The sequence below is a fragment of the Cognatundibacterium crateris genome (assembly GCF_010078235.1).
Taxonomy (GTDB): Bacteria; Pseudomonadota; Gammaproteobacteria; order Burkholderiales; family Burkholderiaceae_D; genus Undibacterium; species Undibacterium crateris.
In genome coordinates, this window is record NZ_JAABOS010000005.1 from 260,875 (window position 1) to 282,530 (window position 21,656).

Consider the following 21,656-nt stretch of genomic DNA (forward strand, 5'->3'; position numbering starts at 1 on the left):
CCGGCGCAATCCAGCATCACTCCTGAGCTGCGTTCGTATTACTTTTTTCTGCCTTTGATAAAACATGACTTTGCTTAACCGTTTCCGCGCATTTTTGAGTAAAAAAGAGAGCCACCACTCTTTAGTTGAACCTGTATCGAGTCAGCGCGTCAATGAAGTGCAGCAGGCCATAGCGCTGATTGAGCAAGGAAATGCGCTGGAAGAGCAGGGTAAGTCTGATCTGGCCTTGCAGAAGTACCGCCAGGCGAGCAGCACCGACCCGCAGTCGGCACGTGCCCATCTGAATATAGGAAATATTCACACATCCGCAGGTCGCTTCAATGATGCCTTGCGCGAATACCGTACGGCGATTTCCAAGCAGGCAGATTATGTTGGCGCTCATTTCAATCTGGGACGTACCTATATGCTCGCCGCACAGCCGGAAGCGGCGCAAACCGCGTTCCAGACCGCGCTGGCGCTGGATCCTTCATTTGCACATGCCTATATCGCGCTTGGCAATGTACAGGCTGAACTGGGAAAAACAGAGGCGTCTGTCGCCAGTTATGAAAAAGCACTGACACTGACGCCGGATAATCCTGAGATTTATCGCAATCTGGCGCTCACTTATTCTGAGCAAAGGGCGCATGCCAAGGCGATAGAGAAATTTGAGCGCATACTGGAAATGGACCCGGCATCTGAATTAGCTCACCACGAATTGATCATAGTCTATCAACGCATGGGAGCCTTAGATAAAGTACTTGATGTATGCCGCCACGCGTTGCGTCAAAGCCCAGATTCTGCTCCTGTTTACACGCAATTATTATTCCAGCTCTCCCATGACGTGCATACCAGTCCGCAAGACTTGTTTGCGCAACACAAAGAATTTGCGACTAAATTTGAATTACCATTACAGTCTGCCCGCTACCAGCATGAGCCTGCAGGCTCAGCCGACAAGCAACTGCGCGTGGGTATCGTCAGTGCGGATTTACGTGGGCATGCGGTTACGTCTTTTATCGAACCTTTGCTGCGCGCATTGGCAGTTGTTCCGGATGTGGAACTACATATTTTCTATAATTTTCCGGAAGAGGACGAGGCGAGTGCGCGTTTGCGTACTTTCTTGCCGCTTTGGAAAAACGTGGCTGCATTGACTTATGAGCAGTTTGCTCAGCTGGTAGTGGACGATGAGATCGATATCCTGATTGATTTGTCTGGTCATACGCAAGGTCATCGCCTGTTATCGTTTGCACGCCGTCCGGCACCGGTGCAAGTCAGCTGGCTCGGTTATCCGGGTACTACCGGATTGCAAGAGATGGATTATTTCATCGCCGATCATCATTTTTTACCTTACCCTGAGTTTGATGCATGGTTCACCGAAAAACTGGTACGTTTGCCGGTTACCACGACTTTTCTGCCGTTTGAGGCGGCACCGGAAGTGTCACCATCGCCCTTATTGCAACGCTCGCATCTGACTTTCGGCAGCTTCAACCGCGCCAATAAGATTAGCCGTGAAGTGGTGGCTTTATGGGCCCAGGTACTACGCGATATACCTGATGCACGTATGAAGCTGGCAGGTTTGCCTGGGCTGATGGATTATCAGTTTTTGATTAACTGGTTTCAGGAAGAGGGTATTTCTGCAGACAGGCTGGATTTTTATACCCGCACCTATATGGAAGATTATCTGGCCTCACACAAAGAAGTCGATGTCTGCCTGGATACCTTCCCCTACACCGGTGGTACAACGACTAACCATGCGATGTGGATGGGGGTGCCTACGTTGACCCTGACCGGAAAAACGGCGCCTGGAAGGCAGTCTGCTGCCAACTTACTGCACGTCGGTATTGCTGAGCATTTCGTTGCTGACTCTGAGCAGGACTTCGTAGCAAAAGCAGTCTGGCTCAATGAAAACCGCAGCTATCTGACTGAATTGAGGATGCAGTTACGCGGGCAGTTTGCCAAATCCGGGTTTTTACAGCCAGAGCAAGTCGCACATGCATTGCATGCTGCTTTACGCCAGATGTGGGTATACCGGTGTCAGGCCGAGTCCGCACGGCCGTTCGAGGTATTGCGGCAGGATGCCACCTATGTTTGTCGTCCCTTGGAAGGGCGCTCAAAATGAGCAAAGACCCGGTATATGTGACGCGCCCCAGTCTGCCACCGCTGGCAGATATGCTGCCCTATCTGGAAAAAATCTGGCAGACCGGCATCCTGACCAATGGTGGCCCTATGCACCAGGAGTTGGAGCTGGCTTTGGCGCGTTATCTGAATGTACCGTATATCTCCCTTTTTTCGAATGCAACTATCGCTCTGATTGCTGCGTTCAAAGCTTTGCATTTAAGTGGTGAAGTTATTACGACGCCATATTCATTTGTCGCGACTTCCCACGCTTTGTTATGGAATCAGATTACCCCTGTGTTTGTCGATATTGATCCAATCACTCTGAATCTGAATCCTGAGCTGATTGAAGCAGCGATTACCGACAAGACCACAGCGATTTTACCTGTGCACTGCTATGGCGTGCCCTGCAATGTAGACGCCATACAGGCGATAGCAGATAAATACGGTTTGAAAGTTATTTATGATGCTGCGCACGCATTTTCTGTGCGTCAGGGTCAGCGCAGCATACTTAGTGCAGGTGATCTGTCTGTCTTAAGTTTTCATGCGACCAAAGTGTTCAATACCTTCGAAGGCGGTGCCATCGTCTCACCGGATGAGGCAAGCAAACGGCATATTGATCACTTAAAGAATTTTGGATTTGTCGATGAGGTCAGTGTGGTCGAGATTGGCATCAACGGGAAAATGAATGAATTTCAGGCTGCTGTAGGTTTGCTGCAGTTACAGCGTGTCGATGCGGCGATACAGAGTCGTGCTGAAATAGATCGCTATTACCGCGAACAACTGGCGAACGTGAAAGGGATATCTTTTCTACATACTCCAGCTGACTGGAGCTCCAATTTTTCTTATTTTCCGATTCAAATTGGCAGTGAATTTCCTGTGTCGCGCGATGCGCTGTATCACCACTTCAAACAGCATGATATCCATCCCAGACGCTATTTTTATCCTTTGATACCAGAATTCGAAATGTACCGGCACCTGGCTTCCGCCAATATTGCGAACCTGCCGGTAGCTAAGCAAGTCTCAGAACGTGTTTTATGTTTGCCGATTTATCCCGACATGCCGCTTGAAGTGCGACAGAAAATCGTCGATCTGATCCGAACGCTGGGGCAGGGAGCTGAGGCATGAAAGCATATGCCAGCATACAGGCGCTTGCGTATGCATTGCCTGAACAGATTTTAGACAATGCCGAGCTGGCGCAGATATTCCCTGAGTGGACCGCTGAGAAGATCTTTGAAAAAACCGGTATCCGTCAGCGCCATATCGCAGCAGCCGGGCAGACTGCAGCTGACCTTGCTGTGCAGGCTGCAAAGAAGTTATTTACTACGCCGGAAATTTCTCCGGCCAGCATAGATTATTTACTGTTTTGCACCCAGACACCGGATTATCTGCTACCCAGCTCGGCCTGTCTGATTCATCAGCAATTAGGTCTGTCTTCTGCTTGTCCCGCGCTGGATTTGAATATGGGCTGCTCCGGCTATGTCTATGGTTTGTCCGTCGCAAAAGCTCTGGTCGAGTCAGGCATGGCGAACAATGTTTTACTGCTGACGGGGGATACTTATACCAAGTTAATTGCAGAAAATGACCGCAGTGTACGGCCTTTGTTTGGTGATGCGGCAACCGCAACGCTGATTCAGGCAAAACCGGGTGAGCTGGCAGCGATATCTGCGTTTAACATGGGAACTGATGGCAGTGGCTATGAGCATTTGATCGTGCCGCAAAGCGGCTGTCGCTCTATGGGGTGCGATGAAGCAGCTGTGTTTACTGATCATGCAGGTCATGTCAGGGATGCGTCCAGACTGTATATGAACGGCCCTGAAATATTGAAGTTCACGCTGCAAAAAATTCCCGGACTATGTAAAGAGACCCTGGAGCTGGGCGGCCTGGGCTGGGATGGCATCGATATGCTGATACTGCATCAGGCGAATCGCTTTTTGCTGGAAGCACTCAGAAAGAAAATTGGCATTGCTGCAGAACGGTTTTTAATCGAACTGGAACATGTGGGAAATACGGTTTCCTCATCAATTCCGCTGGCGCTGGCTATCAGCATAGAAAAAGGCTGGAATGCGGAACATAAGACAGTGCTGCTGGCCGGTTTTGGCGTAGGCTATTCCTGGGGCGCTTGTATAATCCGGTTCGATCAAAAACTTATCGTAAGAAGTTAAAGAATTTATTTTCAGGAGTAAGGTATGCAAGAATTTTTTGAAGGTATGGCGGAGATTCTGGAGCTGGATAGCGGGCAGATACAGCCGGATCTGAGTCTGCAGGATTATGCCTGGGATTCTTTGGCGGTAGTATCGACCATGGCGCTGGTTGACGATGTGTACTCAGTGATGCTGGATGGCCAGGCGCTGGCAAAATGCACTACTGTTGCTGACATTCTGGCGCTGATAGACGCGGCGAAGAAAGACTGATATGAGTGCCACTGATGCGCAGACCGGCTTGCAGATTCGCGTTGATCACGTTGCTATCCGCGGCGTAGTCAGCGCTGTTCCTCAGCAAACTTGCACGAATCAGGATTTCGCAGACCGCTTTGATACTCAGGTGATTGATGAGATCACCAAGATGACTGGTGTCGAGCGCAGGCATATTGCGGGCCCCAATCAGACCACGGCCGATCTGGCGGAAGCTGCAGCAAGTCGCTTGTTGAGTCAACTTGCCTGGTCAGCCGAAAGCGTGGATGCAGTGATTTTCGTATCGCAAACACCGGATTTCCGTTTGCCGGCGACTGCTTGCACCTTGCAGCACAGGCTGGGCTTATCTAAGAATTGTGCAGCACTGGATGTTAACCTGGGTTGCTCCGGTTATGTGTATGGCTTGTGGCTTGCTTCACGCTTAATTGATGGTCTTGCTGTCAAACGTGTGCTGCTATTGGCCGGAGACACCTCCAGCAAACTGGTTAATACGGAGGACCGGGCGACTGCTCTATTGTTTGGTGATGCCGGAACTGCGACTGCGCTGGAGTATAACGAACAAGCTCAACCCGCGTATTACGTGATTGGGACGGATGGCGGCGGCGCACGTCATCTGATGGTGCCACGCAGCCCGGTACGTGCAGAGCAACAAGAGGATGCACGTCTTAGTCAGCTGAATCCCGACTATTTGTATATGGATGGCGCACAAGTATTCAACTTCACAATCAGCAGCGTACCGGCATTAGTCAAGCAGTTGCTGAGTTTTTCCGGGCAAACGTTGGAAAGCACTGAACACTTCCTGTTTCATCAGGCAAATGCCTTCATGCTGCGGCACATCGCCAAAAAACTCAAGATTCCTGCCGACCAGTTTTCTTTGAATTTACAGCGCTTCGGTAACACTTCCAGCGCTTCTATTCCCTTGTTACTGACCGATATATGCCGCGAGACTCCCTTACGTGAACGCGTTGTGATGGCTGGTTTTGGTGTTGGCTATTCCTGGGCTGCGGTCAGTTGCGATCTCAGCCTGATGCAAGTCACAGATTTAATTGAAGTCGAGTCATGATATTTAAAGAAAATGCTTTGCAGGGGCGACACATACTGGTCACGGGAGCTTCGTCCGGAATTGGACGTGCAGCTGCGATTGCCATGGCGGCTTGCGGTGCCAGATTATGTCTGAGTGGACGCGATGCGGCGAGACTGGACGAAACCCTGCAAGCCTTAGGCGGATCAGGGCATTACTGTGTACCGGCTGAGCTGGATGGCAGTGATCAGCTCGTCGAACTGGTGCAAAAAACGGCACAGTTACATGGCCCGTTTAGTGGCATGTTCCATGCGGCCGGTATCAGCATGTTACGTCCCGCAAAACTGTCTAAGGAAAAGCAGTTTGATGAAATATATGCTTCCAGTGTGAAGTCGGCGATGGCATTGGCGCGCGCGGCGTCGCTGCGCGGTGTGATGGAAGACGGCAGTGCCATCGTGATGATGTCGTCCGTGGCAGCAACGCGTGGGCAGGCTGGCATGGCGCTGTACTCTTCAGCGAAAGCAGCGACAGAAGGCTTGGTGCGCTCACTTGCTGTCGAGTTTGCTCCACGTCGCATTCGCGTGAATGCGATTGCTGCCGGTGCTGTGGAAACAGCGATGCATGCGCAACTGACCCATACATTGGGTGAGCAGTCCTTGTCTGCATATGAGCAAAAGCATTTGCTGGGATTTGGGACTGTGGACGATATTGCCGGCGCCGTGATCTATCTGATGGCAGAGTCCGGACGCTGGATTACAGGTAGCAGCTTGTCTGTCGATGGCGGTTATTCAGTAAGGTAAAAGATGATTCTCCCAACTCAACTCATACTGGCTGGTGCCGGCGGCATGGGCCAGGAATTACTGGCCCTGCTGGCGCCGGATATTGCCAGTGGACGTGTGGTTATCCGTGGCATCATTGATGACACGATTGCGCCCACCCCCTGTTTTTCTGCTGATTTTCCCTATCCGGTACTTGGTGGCATTGCCGGTTTTCAGCCAGAGCCTGAAGACCGGATTCTGCTTGCGATAGGCGAGCCTCAGGCCAGGATGACGGTGGCACGTGCACTCAGAAAACAGGGCGCACGTTTCTATACCTACGTCCATGCGAATGTGATTATTGCACCCAATGCCAGCATAGGTGAAGGCGTAGTGATTTACCCGTTCTGCCTGATTTCAGCCAATACCCGGATTGCGGATTTTGTCGTGATTAACACTCATTCCGGTGCCGGACATGATGTGGATATCGGCGAGTCCAGCGTCATTTGTGCGCATGTGGATCTGACCGGACATGTGAAGATAGGCAGCGCGGTACTGGTCGGTTCGCACGCTTCGGTATTGCCGTCAGTCGTCGTGGGCGATGGCGCCAGGATAGGTGCCGGTGCCATCGTGGTCCGGAGGGTGCGCGAGCAGACTACCGTTTATGCGCAACCAGCCAGAACACTGACATGATGAACACACGATTACGCGACCACTACTGGCACTTGCTATGCCACCGTTCCGAATTACCGCAGCCGGGAGATTTTCTGCGTCTGCAATGGCTGGGGCAGGAAGTCGTCGCAGCCAATGATGCGGGTGAGATTATTGTTTTTGATAATTTGTGCCCGCACCGTGGCGCGCGTTTTTTTGATGCCGAATACGGCAATGCTCCCATCAGTTGTGCCTATCATGGCTGGACATTTCAAGCCGGGACTTTACTGATACCTGCGCGTGAAAAGTATAAGGCCTGTGAATTAAGCAAAGTCAGCATGGGTATGCTGAAGACGGAATGGTGTGGTGATTTTCTGTTTGCCTCAGTGAAGCCAGCGCATACGCTGGACATGCAATTAGGCGACTTGTCGCAACAACTGGCATCCATTTCTATGGATATTAACGGACGTGCCGACTGGAATGCCTATACCTATGAGTGCGATTGGAAAATCGCCATTGAAAATGGTCTGGATTCGCTGCATACGCCCTACGTCCATACTGAGACCTTGGGGCGCTTAAGCTTGTCTGATCCTGAAAATGCCTATGTCGCAGACAATTCAACAGCGTCTTTTCAGATTACTGATACGTCTGTGTCTAAGAAGCTCAGGTCAGCTGCGCGCTTGTTTTCTCGCACTGAGCCGATAGATGGATACATCAGTATTTATCTGTTCCCATTCACGATGCTGACGTCTACCTGTGGCCTGTCGTATTCGCTGCAGAATTTTTTCCCATCAGCGCAAGAACAAAAAACCCATTTTTACAGCCGCTTATTGAAAACTTCATTAAGGACGGGTGTGCCAGCCGCCAGCATGGATCATTTTTTTCTATCCACTGCTGAGGTCAACCGTCAGGTTTTCCGGGAAGATCATGATATCTGTAGCCGCATACCCATACAGAGCTATGACTGGAATGATGTCAGCCGTTTATCTGTGGATGAAGAAAAAATTATTCACTTCAGAAAAAGCTTGCAGCGTGTCGCCAGTGCAGGTGATGTTTAAGCACTCCAGCTTGTCAGCTGTCCAGTCGTGGCGTCGCTTGAAACGGATAGCTGGACCTGAGCGACTGGGCCTTGCCTTTGCGCAGACGCACAGCAGCTATGATACCCGGCAGTTCCAGCCATAAATCACTGGCCTGATCAGCTTCTATCCATTGCATCAATGCTTCAGTGCTGAGGACCTGAGCCTGTTGATCACGGATACGATCGAGGCAGTCGGCGATGTCTCTGTCATCGAGCAGGCATAAGTTGTGTTCACTGATAAAAAACAGCCGGCCAGTTTCGTCCATCACTGCCTCGTGTAGCTGATGCAGAACTGTGCCGGTATGTAGTTGCAGATGGCTTGGTGAGAGCGTACAGATATAAGGTGCCGCTTCCAGGTCGACATAGACGCGTTGCGGGCCATTCTGGAAATACCAGCGATCGTCCTCATCATGGGTGTAATTACGCTGTATGAAGCTGATCAGACTGGGGTGGCGAATGATATCACCGGGCAGGCCGAGTGCCTGACAGCGCTCATCGCGCATACGCCACTGGCCGCGTGCATCGAGTGCCAGCCAGCCAAAACAATGGGGTACATTGGGCCATTTCGTCATGGCTGCTTTGACTATCTCATCCATCATTCACCTGTTTCTGTATGCACTTTGCTATGGAGTGCGCTGTTACGCTTTGTGTTTGAATATCCGTCTGAGCGCTTATAAAAACTGCTCAAAATAGCCAAGAATTTTTTGCGGCAGCCAGTCCAGTTTTCCGGGGAATCCACCCGTCGCAAAGCCAACATGGCCGCCATGTTGCGGGTAGTCCAGTGTGACACACAGCGCAGCCTGTCGGGGTAAATGCTGGCCTGGCAGGAAAGGGTCATTCCTGGCGTTCAGTACCAGTGCAGGAATACGAATATCGTTCAATATCCAGCGGGCGCTGGCACGATGCCAGTAATCGTCAGTATCGCGATAGCCGTGCAAAGGCGCCGTGACCACGTTGTCGAACTCGTACAGGTTCTGCGCTGCCAGCATGCGCTGCTGATCAAACAGACCGGGGAATTGCCTGAGCTTTTGCAAACATTTTGGTTTCAGCGTCTTCAGGAACATGCGGGTGTACAGCATGTTCAGTCCGCCAGACAAAGCAGCGCCACCCTGTGCCAGATCCAGCGGTGCAGAGACCGCGCATACCGCATCTGCCAGGCTGGCCTGATGTTGAGATTCGCCGGTCCAGCGTAATAAGGCATTGCCACCCAACGAAACACCGGCCGCAAAAAAACGCGCTGTTGTATGCTGAGTCCGCCAGTGCTGATGCAGGCGGCGCAGTATCCAGTTGATTTCTGTCGAGTCGCCGGAATGGTAAAAGCGCGGCGCCTGATTGAGTTCGCCTGAGCAGCCACGGAAATGCGGTATCACTCCTGACCAGCCACGCTGCTGCAGCGCATGCATCAGCGCCTGGGCATAATGACTTTGACTTGATCCTTCGAGACCGTGAAACAGCACCACGCAAGGCTGACCCGGCTGGCCATCGAGAAAATCCACATCGATGAAATCCTGGTCTGGCGTTTGCCAGCGTTCGCGCCGTAGCGCGACTGCAGGACGCGGCATCCACAGTGCAGGAAGTATGGTTTGCAGATGGCCACCGGGCAGCCATGCAGGAGCCTGATAAGTCATGGTCAGTGCAGGGTACTGGCTTTGAACAGATCCAGTGGCGCTTTGCCTGCTGCAACGGAGGAGTGATGCATGGTGATGCGCCATCCTTGCGGTGTTTTCATGTACACGTTGGTCGCCAGGATGTGGATGTCGGCTAATTGTTCATTAGGGCGCTGTATCTGCTCGATCACACTGTGCACAGCGGTCAGCATATTATGCGTCGCATGGATTTGATGCGCCTGCACTTGTACGCCACCGCGTTCGAAAATGGCTTCCCATGAAGCCCTGATCGCGGCATGCCCAATCAGGCGCGGCGCGCCGGGATGGATGCAGACGATTTCTTCATCCTCTGCCCACAGCGCCATCATGGCTTCAAGGTCAGCACGGCTCAGCGCATCATAAAAGGCAGCTTCGGTTTCTTCCGGGCTGCCGTTCATTTGCTTTTTGGCTGGCATATTTTGATCCGGTTTCAGACAGGCCTGATTAATGCGCCTTGAGCACAGTGCCGGGTGCCAGTTTGTATTTGGTGCCGCAATAAGAGCAAGTCGCTTCGCCGCCATGGGACAGGTCCAGGAACACGCGTGGGTGCGAGGACCACAAAGGCATGGCTGGATTTGGACAATGTGCAGGCAGATCTTTGGCTTGCAGTTCAACGACATTGTTCGCAGTATTTGGGGTGGACATAAGCGCTCCGTGGGTAAGTGTCATCAGTCAGCTGACAGCGGGGTCAGCGTTAAGCCGCGATTTTAACGGATTTGCGCTACTTCGGTCAGCGTTCTGCGCTGATTTTCATTCAAGGCTAGAATACCGGTCTGCCTGCGACTGTCGGTGCGCTGTAGCGCTTAGCCCGACTCCCGCAACTGATCAGACTCAGCGCTTAGCGCCGCTACAGGCGGCGCTGCGGTTCGAAACTGAACGATTTCAACGCTCACTGCCTGGCTGACGCTGTGCACGTGGGTCAATTTTTTCTTAAAGTCAGAATGCATGACGTCGATTAAAACAAATCAGGATGCCTGGAAAGAGGCGCTGCAAGCCGGTGCGCCTACCTGGTTCGGTATCGCTGCCTGGGGCTTAGTGGTTGGTGTGGCCATGATTAAGGCGGGTCTCAGCACGCCGCAAGCGCTGGGTATGACGCTACTGGTGTTTGCCGGTTCGGCTCAGCTGGCATCTCTGCCTTTGCTGGCGGCACATGCGCCGCTGTGGGTGATTTTTGCGACCGCACTGGCGGTGAACCTGCGTTTCGTGATTTTTTCCGCGATACTCGCGCCGCATTTTGCCCATCTGCCGCTGCGTACCCGCGCGTGGCTAGGGTATACCTCAGGCGACTTGTCGGTCAGCCTGTTTTTACAGAAATACCCGGAACTCAGCGATGCCAAAGGGAAGCTGACGTATCTGAAGGGCTTGATTTTCCCTAATTGGCTATCCTGGCAGGTCGGATCCATCATCGGTATTCTGGCCGGCAGCCAGGTGCCGGAATCCTGGGGGCTGGGCTTTGCCGGTACGCTGGCGATACTCTGCGTCATGCTGCCCTTGATACTCAACCGTGCCGCAACTGTGGGTGTGCTGGTATCGGGCGCCGCAGCACTGGTAACTTTTGCCTGGCCCTATAAGCTGGGCTTACTGTTTTCCGTTGTAGCCGGTATGGCAGCAGCGATGCTGTTTGAAGAATACTGCACACCGCGTGCAGCTGAGGAGCAGCATGATGCATGATCTTGATGTCTGGCTCACGATTGCATTGTTAGTACTCGCTACTTTTATTGCGCGCAGTGGCTTTTGGCTGGTCGGCAGCCGGGTGCAATTGCCTAAGCGGGTGCAGGATGGTTTGCGCTATGCGCCAGCCTGTGCACTGGCAGCTCTGATATTCCCGGATTTACTGATGCTGCAAGGTCAGTTGGCGATCAGCTGGAATCAGCCCAGACTGGTGGCAGGTTTGCTGGCCACCGCTTTTTTTCTGGTCAGACGCAATATGCTGCACACCATCCTGTTCGGGATGGCAGTATTCACTTACCTCAGGCTGGGCCAATAGGCTGGAGCCAGTCTGTCTGCGGCCTGCAGGATAAAAGTGGTATCAAACCAAGAAAACGCTATAGCCACGGCTGGCGCTTTGGTAAAATAGCGAATTCACTCCAATTTCTGAGAAAAAACGCGCCGCAATTGTAGATGTTGCAATGCCTTCAGGCCTGCACGACAGCATGCTGGCCAGACCGTAGCGGTCATCTCATTAAGAACGGAGCGCAGATTTCCTCACTTTGATACTGAAAAGACGATGCAATTCAACCGACTCAGCGATCTCATCGCAGCTAATCAGCTCCAGGGCAAGCGCGTATTTATCCGTGCTGATCTCAATGTTCCACAAGATGATGCCGGTCAGATTACCGAAGACACCCGCATCCGCGCCTCCGTCCCTGCAATACAACAGGCTTTGCAAGCCGGTGCTGCTGTGATGGTGACTTCCCATCTGGGACGTCCGGTTGAAGGCGAATTCAAGCCTGAAGACAGCCTGGCGCCAGTCGCACAGCGTCTGTCTGAGTTGCTGGGCCTGCCAGTTGCATTGAAACAGAACTGGCTGGACGGCGTCGACGTCGCACCTGGTCAAGTGGTATTGCTGGAGAATTGCCGCGTCAATAAAGGCGAAAAGAAAAATGACGATGCACTGGCGCAGAAAATGGCGGCTTTGTGCGACGTGTATGTGAACGATGCCTTCGGTACCGCGCACCGTGCAGAAGCAACGACCCATGGCATCGCTAAATACGCACCCGTCGTGTGCGCTGGTCCTCTGCTGTCCGCAGAACTCGATGCGCTGGGTAAGGCACTCGGTCAGCCGGCCCGTCCGCTGGTCGCGATTGTGGCTGGCTCCAAAGTATCCAGCAAACTGACTATCCTCAAATCGCTGGCAGATAAAGTCGATAACCTGATCGTAGGCGGCGGTATCGCCAATACCTTCATGCTGGCATCCGGTTTGAAAATTGGTAAGTCGCTGGCGGAAGCCGATCTGGTCGAAGAAGCTAAAGCGATTATCGACATGATGGCTAAGCGTGGTGCTTCGGTGCCGATTCCTACTGACGTGGTATGCGCCAAAGAATTCGCAGCGACCGCCGTGGCAACGGTGAAAGCCGTCGCGGATGTGGCTGATGATGACATGATCCTCGATATCGGCCCTGAAACGGCTGCCAAGCTGGCGGAACAGATACGCCAGGCTGGTACTATCGTCTGGAATGGCCCGGTCGGTGTGTTTGAATTTGACCAGTTTGGTCAGGGCACTAAAGTGCTGGCGAATGCGATCGCTGAATCCTCTGGTTTCTCTATCGCCGGTGGCGGTGATACCCTGGCAGCGATTGCCAAATACCATATCGCTGATCGCGTTGGCTATATCTCCACTGGTGGCGGCGCTTTCCTGGAATTCCTGGAAGGTAAAACACTGCCTGCAGTAGAAATTTTGTTGCAGCGCGCAGCAGGCTGACCGTCAGTGCAGGCAGCGGGCGACTCAGCTGAGCGCCGGCTGTTTGTCTGTCTTTACGCCTGCATCGCCAGGAAGCAGATGCAGGCTGAAAAAAATAAAAAAATACGCAAAAGCGTACTGTTTGTTAGATGTATAAGTGCATTGTTTGTAATCGCCTTATTTGTAATCGCATTTTTCGTCCACATTAAAAACTGAACTTTATACTCAGGAGACCCGATGTCACGTGCTACCAAAATCGTCGCTACGATAGGACCTGCTTCTAATGATCCGGATACGCTGAAGCGTATGATCAAAGCTGGCGTGAATGTCGTACGGCTGAATTTTTCACATGGTAAGGCACAGGATCATATCGACCGTGCCGGCATGGTGCGTCAGGCTGCGGCTGAGTGTGGACGCGAAATTGCGATTATGGCCGATTTGCAAGGGCCGAAAATCCGTATCGGTAAGTTTGAACAGTCCAAAATCCAGATCGCAAATGGCGACAAATTTATTCTGGATGCAGATTGCACCATGGGTAATCAGGAACGTGTAGGACTGGATTACAAGGCCTTGCCGCGCGATGTGAAACCGGCTGACGTGTTATTACTCAACGATGGTCTGATCGTTTTGGTGGTTGAGAAAATCACAGGCAATGAAATTCACACCATTGTTAAAATCGGTGGCGAATTATCCAATAACAAAGGTATTAACCGTCAGGGCGGCGGTTTGACCGCACCGGCGCTGACGGCCAAAGACATGGAAGACATCAAGACGGCGATGTCGTTTCAGGCCGATTACATCGCTGTCTCATTTCCGAAAAACGCCACCGATATGGAAATGGCGCGCCAGTTATCGAATATCGCCGGTGAGCCGTATAACCACAAGCCGATGATGATCGCCAAGATAGAGCGCGCTGAAGCGATTCCGGTCTTGCAGGAAATTCTGGATGCATCGGATGGCATTATGGTGGCGCGTGGTGATCTGGCGGTAGAAGTCGGAAATGCTGCGGTACCTGCACTGCAAAAGCGCATGATTAACATGGCACGCGCCTCGAATAAACTGGCGATCACAGCGACCCAGATGATGGAGTCCATGATCGTCAATGCCGTGCCTACCCGCGCTGAAGTGTCGGACGTGGCGAATGCGGTACTGGATGGCACTGATGCGGTGATGGCATCGGCCGAAACAGCCTCCGGCAAGTATCCGGTAGAGACCGTGGAAACCATGTCGGCGATTTGCCTGGAAGCGGAGAAGTTCCAGGAATCCAAGCTGGATGCAGATTTCATGAATCTGACCTTTACCCGCATCGATCAGTCTATCGCTTATGGCGCACTGTTCACTGCGCATCATTTACGGGTGAAGGCGATCGTTGCACTGACAGAGTCTGGCTCAACGGCATTGTGGATGAGCCGTCACAGCATAGACGTACCCCTGTTTGCGCTGACGCCTAGTATCGCGACGCAGCGTAAGGCTGCTTTGTACCGCAATGTGCGTACTTTTGCCTTGCCATCCTCCACTGACCGTGATGCAGTGTTAAATGCAGCAGAAACAGTTTTGCTGGAAAAAGGCGTGGTCAGCAAGGGTGACATGATCGTGGTGACCTGGGGTGAACCTATGGGCCAGGTCGGTGGTACCAATGCACTTAAAATTGTGAAAGTAGGTGGCTGAGCGGCTAGCGCCAATCGGCTTGGAAAAGGACAGAATTTGTAGTACTCAGCGCGGATACAAACCGCTGCGGACAAGGGGCTCTGTGTACACCGGGCCGTCATCGCTGCGGTATCCGTCTTGCTGAAGAAGTTTTGCTTGTTGCGTTGCTGCGCCAGATGTTTCTGCTGCGTCAGATGTGCCGGAAACCATGCCGCGTGTGGACCACAAGCCTTACCGTTTTTTTTATCGACCTTCTGGAGTTTATTATGCCTCTCGTTTCCATGCGTCAATTGCTGGATCATGCTGCCGAAAATGGCTATGGTCTGCCAGCGTTTAACGTCAACAATCTGGAACAAGTTACTGCGATTATGCAGGCTGCGGACGAAGTCGGCGCGCCTGTCATTATGCAAGCCTCGGCTGGTGCCCGTAAGTATGCCGGTGAAGCCTTCCTGCGTCATTTGATCGAAGCTGCGGTTGAAGCCTATCCGCACATCCCGGTTGTGATGCATCAGGATCACGGCCAGTCTCCTGCCGTGTGTATGGCTGCGATCAAATCCGGCTTTACTTCTGTGATGATGGATGGCTCGCTGATGGAAGACGGTAAATCTGTCGCCAGCTATGAATACAATATGGAAGTGTCACGCAAAGTGGTGGAATTTTCACACGCGATTGGTGTGACGGTTGAGGCGGAACTCGGTGTGTTGGGCTCGCTGGAAACCATGATGGGCGACAAGGAAGATGGCCACGGTGCTGATGGCAAAATGACCCGTGAACAATTGCTGACCGACGTGAATCAGGCTGCTGACTTTGTAAAAGCAACCCAGTGTGACGCGCTCGCGATTGCGATCGGTACCTCACACGGCGCTTACAAGTTCTCCCGTAAGCCTACCGGCGACATCCTGGCGATAGACCGCATCAAGGAAATCCACGCACGTATTCCTAATACCCATCTGGTGATGCACGGTTCTTCTTCCGTGCCTCAGGAACTGCTGGAAGAGATCCGTCAGTTCGGCGGCGACATGAAAGAAACTTATGGCGTTCCAGTTGAAGAAATCGTCACTGGTATTAAGCATGGCGTACGCAAGATCAATATCGATACCGATATCCGCCTGGCGATGACTGCCGCGATCCGTCGCTTCATGTTCGAAAATCCAGGTAAATTTGATCCGCGTGACTACCTGAAGCCAGCACGCGAAGCGGCTAAGCTGGTGTGCAAAGCACGCTATCTGTCCTTCGGTTGCGAAGGTCAGGCTGCCAAGATCAAGCCGATGTCACTCGAAAAAGTCGCAGAGCAATACAAAAAAGGCGCGTTGTCGCAGATCGTCAACTAAGCTGAAGTAGTCACCAGGGCGCAGATAATGCGCCCTGCGCATTTTTACGGATTCAGAAACGAGGCCGCTGACCGGTCTGGCAGACTGCAGTGTGGATCTGCCCGGGTTCTGAACCACAAACAGACACAAACAGACACAAACAGCAGTATCCAAAGTATCGAAATCACCATGACAACTCAAATCAATTCCACTCTCCATTCCCTGCCATTGCTCGGTCGCGGTAAAGTCCGTGACAACTATGCGGTCGGCGACGACAAATTATTGATCGTGACCAGCGATCGACTGTCGGCTTTCGACGTCATCATGAACGAGCCTATTCCTGAAAAAGGCCGCGTGCTGAATCAGATGGCGAATTTCTGGTTTGAAAAGCTTGGCCATATCGTGCCAAATCACTTAACTGGTATTGCGCCTGAGTCCGTGGTGGCAGCAGATGAAGCGGAACAGGTACGTGGTCGCGCCGTGGTCGCCAAACGTCTGCAACCTATCATGGTGGAAGCAGTGGTGCGTGGTTATATCATCGGTTCCGGCTGGAAGGATTATCAGGAAACTGGCGCGGTCTGCGGCATCACGCTGCCTGCCGGTTTGCCACAAGCGGCGAAACTGCCTGCGCCTATTTTTACGCCAGCTGCCAAAGCAGAGATGGGTGAGCACGATGAAAACATCAGCTTTGCCGATATGGAGCAAAGAATCGGTGCTGAGCTGGCGGCGAAAATCCGTGACATCAGTATTCAGTTGTATACCGAGGCATCTGAATATGCGGCAACACGCGGCATTATCATCGCCGATACCAAATTTGAATTCGGCCTCGATGAACAAGGCGTGCTGCATTTGATGGACGAAGTGCTGACTGCGGATTCTTCACGCTTCTGGCCTGCGGATTCCTATGCGACCGGTATTTCGCCACCTTCGTTCGACAAACAGTTTGTGCGCGATTATCTGGAAACCATCACCAGCTGGAACAAGACCGCACCCGCGCCGGCCTTGCCTCAGGATGTGATCGCCAATACCTCTGCCAAGTATCAGGAAGCGCTGCAGCGTCTGACTGGTGAAACCTTGAAGGCATGATCATGACTCAGGATAAAAAAGTTCAGGTCGGCGTCGTGATGGGTTCTTCGTCTGACTGGGATGTGATGCAGCATGCTGTCGCGGTTTTGAAGGAATTTGACATAGGCTTTGAAGCGCAGGTTGTCTCTGCCCATCGTATGCCGGACGAAATGTTCCGTTATGCCGAGACAGCACGGGAACGTGGTCTGCGTGGCATTATCGCCGGTGCTGGTGGCGCCGCCCATTTGCCAGGCATGATCGCAGCTAAAACTATCGTACCGGTATTTGGTGTGCCTGTGCCATCCAAGTATCTGCGTGGTGAAGACTCCTTGCTCTCTATCGTGCAGATGCCTAAGGGCATACCGGTTGCGACCTTTGCGATCGGTGAAGCCGGTGCGGCCAATGCGGCGCTGGCGGCGGTCGCGATGCTGGCCACCACCGATGCCGCACTGGCAGAAAAATTAGAGGCTTTCCGTGTACGCCAGACCCAGGTCGCACGCGACATGGTATTGCCAGTCTGATTGTTGTAGTGGGTGATGCTGGCCAGGCTGTGGCTTAGCCTGCATTGCTCGCATCGTTTGCATTCACAGCCTCGTTTGCGTGGTCTGCATAGTTGAGTGCTGTTTGAGTTGTGCAGCTGGTATGACTACCCTGCCAGCTTGTAGGTGTATTTTGCTGGCTCTGACTTCACTCAGATGAGGGGCCGGATTTTTAAACCTGAGGGGAGTCTGCCCCTCAGGGCTGAAGCGGCATAGCCCCGGCACAGCGACCAGCGCAAAGGTATAGCAGCCTTGCCTGGTCGCCACGCTAAAGCTTCAGCGCTATTCCTTTTCATTTTCAGTAAGACATCATGAATATCGACAAACAAGATCAGCCGCGCCAGCCGCTGTTACCGAATACCGCAGCAAGCCGACTGGGCATATTGGGTGGTGGTCAGTTGGGCCGTATGTTTGCCCACGCGGCGCAGGCGATGGGTTATCAGGTCGCCGTGCTGGAGCCCGAAGCGGCTTGTCCTGCGGCGCAAGTGGCAGAACACCACGTGCAACTGGCGTATGACGACGAACAAGGTCTGGCCTTGTTGTCCAGACTGGCACCGCGTGTCACCACCGAATTTGAAAATGTACCGGCGGACAGCCTGAAACTGCTGGCGACCGGCGGCTTCGTCGCACCCGCTGCAGCCTGTGTGTCGATCGCACAAGACCGTCTGGCGGAAAAGCATTTCTTCACCCGTTGTGGCCTGCATACCGGTGTGTATCCGGCACCGCACTGGGGCATCGCCTCAGAAGACGATCTGAAGAGTGTGAAAGACGATTTGTTACCAGGCATTCTGAAGACAACACGCATGGGCTATGACGGCAAGGGCCAGGTGCGCGTGCGCAATCGCGAGGAATTGCATACAGCTTATGCGCTGATGCAGGGACATTGTGTGCTCGAAAAAATGCTGCCGCTGGCGTATGAAGTGTCAGTGCTGGTTGCACGTGGCGTCGATGGCGAAGCGGTGGTCTATCCTATCGCTGAAAATGTACACCGCGATGGCATCCTGTTCACCACACTCGCGCCTAGCCCGAATGTATCGCCGGAAGTCGCGCGCCAGGCCCAGAAAGCGGCCCTGGATATCATTGCCGAGCTGGGCTATGTGGGCGTATTGTGTATCGAGTTCTTTGTATTGACTGATGGCTCTATCGTCGTCAATGAAATGGCGCCGCGTCCGCATAACAGCGGCCATTACACTATGGATGCCTGTGATACCAGCCAGTTTGAACAGCAAGTCCGCGCGCTGGCCCAACTGCCGTTGGGCAGTGTGCGTCAGCATTCAGCGGCTGCCATGCTGAATATACTCGGTGATGTCTGGTTTGATGGCGAACAGCAACGTGAGCCCGCCTGGGATCAGATACTCGCCATCCCAGGTGCGCATCTGCATTTGTATGGCAAGGCTGAAGCGCGCCGTGCGCGTAAGATGGGGCATGTCACTTTTGTCGCATCCAGCATGGAACTGGCCAGAGCCAATCTGCGCAGTGCCTGCGTCATCCTCGGAATAGCAGCGCCGGAGTCCGCATGAAAGCTGTAGCTTGTACCCCTTGCGCGATTGCTGAAGCAGCAGAAGCCTTAGAGAGCGGCTTGCTGGTCGCGTTCCCGACCGAGACCGTGTATGGCCTCGGTGCCGATGCCGAAAATCCGGATGCCGTGGCGCGCATTTATGAAGCCAAAGGCCGTCCCTCCAATCATCCCGTGATCGTGCATGTGGCGCCCGGTGCCGATATTTCTTACTGGGCACAGCAGATTCCCGAGCAGGCGCAGCAATTGATCGCCGCTTTCTGGCCTGGTCCGCTGACCCTGATCCTGAAGCGTGCTGCGCATATACCGGATGCGGTGTCCGGCGGACAGGACACCGTGGGCATACGTTGCCCATCGCATCCTGTGGCGCAGGAATTGCTGCGTGCTTTCAAAGGTGGGCGTGGTGGTCTGGCAGCCCCCTCAGCCAATAAATTCGGTCATGTCAGCCCGACCATGGCTGAACATGTGATGGAAGAATTTACCCAGGAACTGAGTCCTGGCGGACTGATTGCTGCCGTGCTCGATGGTGGTCAGAGTGACGTTGGTATTGAATCGACCATCGTTGATCTGAGCCGGTTGAGCACACACGGGCCAGTCTTGCTGCGTCCGGGGCATATCAGCGCAGCCCAGTTAGAGCAAGTCATGCAGATGCCGGTGGCCAGTCCTGATGCTGCTGCACCACGTGCTTCCGGCACGCTGGACGCACATTATGCGCCGCACACACCAGTGGTGCAGGTCAGGGCGGATGAGCTGGATCAGGTAGTAACCCGGTTGCAGGCTGCTGGCAAACAGATTGCGCTGATGAGCTACCAGGCGCATCCTGCGATACAGACTCAGGCCTGGCGTCATCTGCCCGCAGATCCTGTGTCATATGCGCATGATCTGTATGCCGGATTGCGTGAGCTGGATCATGCGCAGGCTGACCTGATTCTGGTCGAGGCTTTACCGCAAGAGCAGGATTGGCAGGGCGTGAACGACAGGCTGCGCCGTGCAGCTTTCGATTCGCGCGATGTGCTCGCACGAATGCTGGCCTGAGTGAGTTGAGCGGGTAAGTTGCCAGCTTATTTGTAAATCAGTTTCATCGCCAGGATGAAGGACGCAAGCATCAGCGTCACGATATTGGCGATGATTACTGGCCAGGCTGATAGCAGTATGCCGTAGGTGAGCCACATCAGAATACCGCCGATGAAAATCACATACATGCTCAGCGAAACGCCTTCTGCGCGTTTGCAGCGCCAGGTCATCCAGGCTTGAGGAACGAAGGCAGCAGTCGTCAGTACGGCTGCGATGTAGCCGATGATGTCGGAAGTTTGCATAGACTTATTACGGCAGGGTCTGAATAAATTGACCGGAATGATAAACCAGCGGGGCTTGTGGGGTAAATTCGCAATGCTCGACTTCGCCGACAAAAATCACATGATCGCCTTCGGGATAGCGGCTGCGGTTATGGCATTCAAACCAGGCAGAGGCACCTTTGAGGATAGGGTGTCCGGTACGCGATAAGCTGAATTCCACGCCTTCAAAACGATCTGTCTTTTTGCTGGCAAACTGTTCCGCCAGCCATCCTTGGTCGGCTGACAAGACATTTACTACATAGTGAGAATTGCCGCTGAAAACAGGCATGCTGTTGGCCGCATTGCCCAGACTCCAGAGGATCAGGGGCGGGTCCAGCGAAACCGAGTTGAAGGAGCTGGCAGTCAGCCCTAAAAACTGACCATCCGCGAGGCGGGTTGTAATGACGGTCACGCCTGTCGCGAACTGAGACAGGGCCTGGCGGAAATGGCGGGTATCGAATTCGCGCTTTTCAGCGCGCGGAGCGCGGGTGTGCATTGGGAGTCCATGGCTTTTTTGAGACATTATCCCAGATTTCCCTGCATTCGTAGAAGTCGATACTGCTTTCCTGTTCAGACGGCGGCACTGTGTTAAACTTGCGCCCTTGACGGATTCCTGATCCGGACTTTAAGTGGTTGATTTGTTTGGTTTTTTTTAAATACTGACAGGTTGAATGATATGAAGACACTAAGCAGCCTGGCTGGACGCCTGGGATTGTTAGTATGCCTGCTTTTCTGGGGTGCCAGCGCCTTTGCGCAAATGACGACGGAGCGTCAGTTCCCGCCCGGAACCAAGCGCGGCTTGCTCGATATGTCACGTTATCCGGATATACGGCTGGATGGCAAAGCGCGTTTTTTGTCGCCAGGTGCCAGGATTTTTAATAATGAGAATCTGCTGGTACTGCCTTCCACGCTGGATGCGCCCAAAATCATCGTCAATTACACCGAAAACACCATGGGTGATATTGATAAGGTCTGGATACTGACGACAGCGGAAATGCCTAAAGTTTTGCCTAAACCGGAAGTCTGGGCTCCGATGCCGTTTAAAAATCCGGAAATAAAGTAAATAGCTCGCCCCCGGCACGGCGATGCTTATGCTGTGAGGCTTAAGTGGCTGGCAGTACAGACGCGCTGCTGTAAGCACGAAATCCTGTGCTGTCATTGTTCCGGTGAGCCGGGCGAGGTGGCGAAC

General features: G+C 53.1%; 24 protein-coding genes. 18 read left to right on the plus strand and 6 right to left on the minus strand.

Annotated features, from left to right (window positions below; all coding sequences use genetic code 11):
- Nucleotides 1-64 precede the first annotated feature (64 nt).
- Genes EYB48_RS11855 through EYB48_RS11890 form a run of 8 tightly spaced genes read left to right on the plus strand, consistent with a single transcriptional unit; the run spans nucleotide 65 to nucleotide 7,990 of the window.
- Nucleotides 65-2,095 carry an O-linked N-acetylglucosamine transferase, SPINDLY family protein gene (locus tag EYB48_RS11855; protein WP_162020556.1) on the plus strand — a complete coding sequence of 677 codons (2,031 nt, stop codon included), beginning with the start codon at nucleotides 65-67 and terminating at the stop codon, nucleotides 2,093-2,095.
- On the plus strand, nucleotides 2,092-3,219 hold the full coding sequence (locus tag EYB48_RS11860) for a DegT/DnrJ/EryC1/StrS family aminotransferase (protein ID WP_162020557.1): 1,128 nt from the start codon (nucleotides 2,092-2,094) through the stop codon (nucleotides 3,217-3,219). The genes EYB48_RS11855 and EYB48_RS11860 overlap by 4 nt, the downstream gene beginning before the upstream one ends.
- A complete protein-coding gene (locus EYB48_RS11865) occupies nucleotides 3,216-4,256 on the plus strand; it encodes a 3-oxoacyl-ACP synthase III family protein (RefSeq protein ID WP_162020558.1) in 1,041 nt (346 codons plus the stop codon). The genes EYB48_RS11860 and EYB48_RS11865 overlap by 4 nt, the downstream gene beginning before the upstream one ends.
- A gap of 24 nt (nucleotides 4,257-4,280) precedes the next feature.
- Nucleotides 4,281-4,505, plus strand: coding sequence for an acyl carrier protein (locus EYB48_RS11870; RefSeq protein ID WP_162020559.1), 225 nt, complete (start codon nucleotides 4,281-4,283; stop codon nucleotides 4,503-4,505).
- A gap of 1 nt (nucleotide 4,506) precedes the next feature.
- Nucleotides 4,507-5,568: a ketoacyl-ACP synthase III gene (locus tag EYB48_RS11875; protein WP_162020560.1), complete on the plus strand. Its 1,062-nt coding sequence runs from the start codon at nucleotides 4,507-4,509 to the stop codon at nucleotides 5,566-5,568.
- Nucleotides 5,568-6,326, plus strand: coding sequence for an SDR family NAD(P)-dependent oxidoreductase (locus EYB48_RS11880; protein ID WP_408058293.1), 759 nt, complete (start codon nucleotides 5,568-5,570; stop codon nucleotides 6,324-6,326). The genes EYB48_RS11875 and EYB48_RS11880 overlap by 1 nt, the downstream gene beginning before the upstream one ends.
- A 3-nt stretch (nucleotides 6,327-6,329) precedes the next feature.
- Nucleotides 6,330-6,974: a NeuD/PglB/VioB family sugar acetyltransferase gene (locus EYB48_RS11885; protein ID WP_162020562.1), complete on the plus strand. Its 645-nt coding sequence runs from the start codon at nucleotides 6,330-6,332 to the stop codon at nucleotides 6,972-6,974.
- A complete protein-coding gene (locus EYB48_RS11890; RefSeq protein WP_162020563.1) occupies nucleotides 6,971-7,990 on the plus strand; it encodes an aromatic ring-hydroxylating oxygenase subunit alpha in 1,020 nt (339 codons plus the stop codon). The genes EYB48_RS11885 and EYB48_RS11890 overlap by 4 nt, the downstream gene beginning before the upstream one ends.
- A 13-nt stretch (nucleotides 7,991-8,003) precedes the next feature.
- On the opposite strand, the gene EYB48_RS11895 is transcribed toward EYB48_RS11890, so the two are convergent.
- The 4 genes from EYB48_RS11895 to EYB48_RS11910 all read right to left on the minus strand — a co-directional run bounded on the left by EYB48_RS11895 (nucleotide 8,004) and on the right by EYB48_RS11910 (nucleotide 10,301).
- Complete coding sequence (locus EYB48_RS11895) at nucleotides 8,004-8,609, minus strand: DUF2946 family protein (RefSeq protein ID WP_235935077.1); 606 nt, start codon at nucleotides 8,607-8,609, stop codon at nucleotides 8,004-8,006.
- 72 nt (nucleotides 8,610-8,681) lie between these two features.
- A complete protein-coding gene (locus EYB48_RS11900; protein WP_162020564.1) occupies nucleotides 8,682-9,638 on the minus strand; it encodes a YheT family hydrolase in 957 nt (318 codons plus the stop codon).
- Nucleotides 9,639-9,640: 2 nt separating this feature from the next.
- Nucleotides 9,641-10,072: a YybH family protein gene (locus EYB48_RS11905; protein ID WP_162020565.1), complete on the minus strand. Its 432-nt coding sequence runs from the start codon at nucleotides 10,070-10,072 to the stop codon at nucleotides 9,641-9,643.
- Between the two features lie 28 nt (nucleotides 10,073-10,100).
- Nucleotides 10,101-10,301: a zinc-finger domain-containing protein gene (locus EYB48_RS11910; protein WP_162020566.1), complete on the minus strand. Its 201-nt coding sequence runs from the start codon at nucleotides 10,299-10,301 to the stop codon at nucleotides 10,101-10,103.
- A 300-nt stretch (nucleotides 10,302-10,601) separates the two neighbouring features.
- On the opposite strand from EYB48_RS11910, the gene EYB48_RS11915 reads away from it, so the two are divergent.
- The 9 genes from EYB48_RS11915 to EYB48_RS11955 all read left to right on the plus strand — a co-directional run bounded on the left by EYB48_RS11915 (nucleotide 10,602) and on the right by EYB48_RS11955 (nucleotide 20,168).
- Entirely contained in the window at nucleotides 10,602-11,327 is a 726-nt protein-coding gene (locus EYB48_RS11915) for an AzlC family ABC transporter permease (RefSeq protein ID WP_162020567.1), read from the plus strand.
- Nucleotides 11,320-11,643 carry an AzlD domain-containing protein gene (locus EYB48_RS11920; RefSeq protein WP_162020609.1) on the plus strand — a complete coding sequence of 108 codons (324 nt, stop codon included), beginning with the start codon at nucleotides 11,320-11,322 and terminating at the stop codon, nucleotides 11,641-11,643. The genes EYB48_RS11915 and EYB48_RS11920 overlap by 8 nt, the downstream gene beginning before the upstream one ends.
- 240 nt (nucleotides 11,644-11,883) lie before the next feature.
- Nucleotides 11,884-13,077, plus strand: coding sequence for a phosphoglycerate kinase (locus tag EYB48_RS11925; RefSeq protein WP_162020568.1), 1,194 nt, complete (start codon nucleotides 11,884-11,886; stop codon nucleotides 13,075-13,077).
- Nucleotides 13,078-13,293: 216 nt separating this feature from the next.
- Nucleotides 13,294-14,724, plus strand: a complete 1,431-nt coding sequence (pyk, locus tag EYB48_RS11930; protein ID WP_162020569.1) for a pyruvate kinase — start codon at nucleotides 13,294-13,296, stop codon at nucleotides 14,722-14,724.
- 245 nt (nucleotides 14,725-14,969) lie between these two features.
- Entirely contained in the window at nucleotides 14,970-16,034 is a 1,065-nt protein-coding gene (fba, locus tag EYB48_RS11935) for a class II fructose-bisphosphate aldolase (protein WP_162020570.1), read from the plus strand.
- Nucleotides 16,035-16,202: 168 nt separating this feature from the next.
- Entirely contained in the window at nucleotides 16,203-17,099 is an 897-nt protein-coding gene (locus EYB48_RS11940; RefSeq protein ID WP_162020571.1) for a phosphoribosylaminoimidazolesuccinocarboxamide synthase, read from the plus strand.
- A gap of 2 nt (nucleotides 17,100-17,101) precedes the next feature.
- Entirely contained in the window at nucleotides 17,102-17,599 is a 498-nt protein-coding gene (purE, locus tag EYB48_RS11945; RefSeq protein WP_162020572.1) for a 5-(carboxyamino)imidazole ribonucleotide mutase, read from the plus strand.
- Nucleotides 17,600-17,928: 329 nt separating this feature from the next.
- Nucleotides 17,929-19,137 carry a 5-(carboxyamino)imidazole ribonucleotide synthase gene (locus EYB48_RS11950; RefSeq protein WP_162020573.1) on the plus strand — a complete coding sequence of 403 codons (1,209 nt, stop codon included), beginning with the start codon at nucleotides 17,929-17,931 and terminating at the stop codon, nucleotides 19,135-19,137.
- On the plus strand, nucleotides 19,134-20,168 hold the full coding sequence (locus tag EYB48_RS11955) for an L-threonylcarbamoyladenylate synthase (protein WP_162020574.1): 1,035 nt from the start codon (nucleotides 19,134-19,136) through the stop codon (nucleotides 20,166-20,168). Before EYB48_RS11950 ends, EYB48_RS11955 begins: the two co-directional genes overlap by 4 nt.
- 26 nt (nucleotides 20,169-20,194) lie before the next feature.
- Here EYB48_RS11955 and EYB48_RS11960 read toward each other — a convergent pair whose 3' ends face one another.
- Nucleotides 20,195-20,449 carry a SemiSWEET transporter gene (locus EYB48_RS11960; protein ID WP_162020575.1) on the minus strand — a complete coding sequence of 85 codons (255 nt, stop codon included), beginning with the start codon at nucleotides 20,447-20,449 and terminating at the stop codon, nucleotides 20,195-20,197.
- Nucleotides 20,450-20,456: 7 nt separating this feature from the next.
- Entirely contained in the window at nucleotides 20,457-20,963 is a 507-nt protein-coding gene (locus tag EYB48_RS11965; protein WP_162020576.1) for a flavin reductase family protein, read from the minus strand.
- A 180-nt stretch (nucleotides 20,964-21,143) separates the two neighbouring features.
- On the opposite strand from EYB48_RS11965, the gene EYB48_RS11970 reads away from it, so the two are divergent.
- Nucleotides 21,144-21,530: a hypothetical protein gene (locus EYB48_RS11970; RefSeq protein ID WP_162020577.1), complete on the plus strand. Its 387-nt coding sequence runs from the start codon at nucleotides 21,144-21,146 to the stop codon at nucleotides 21,528-21,530.
- Nucleotides 21,531-21,656 lie beyond the last annotated feature (126 nt).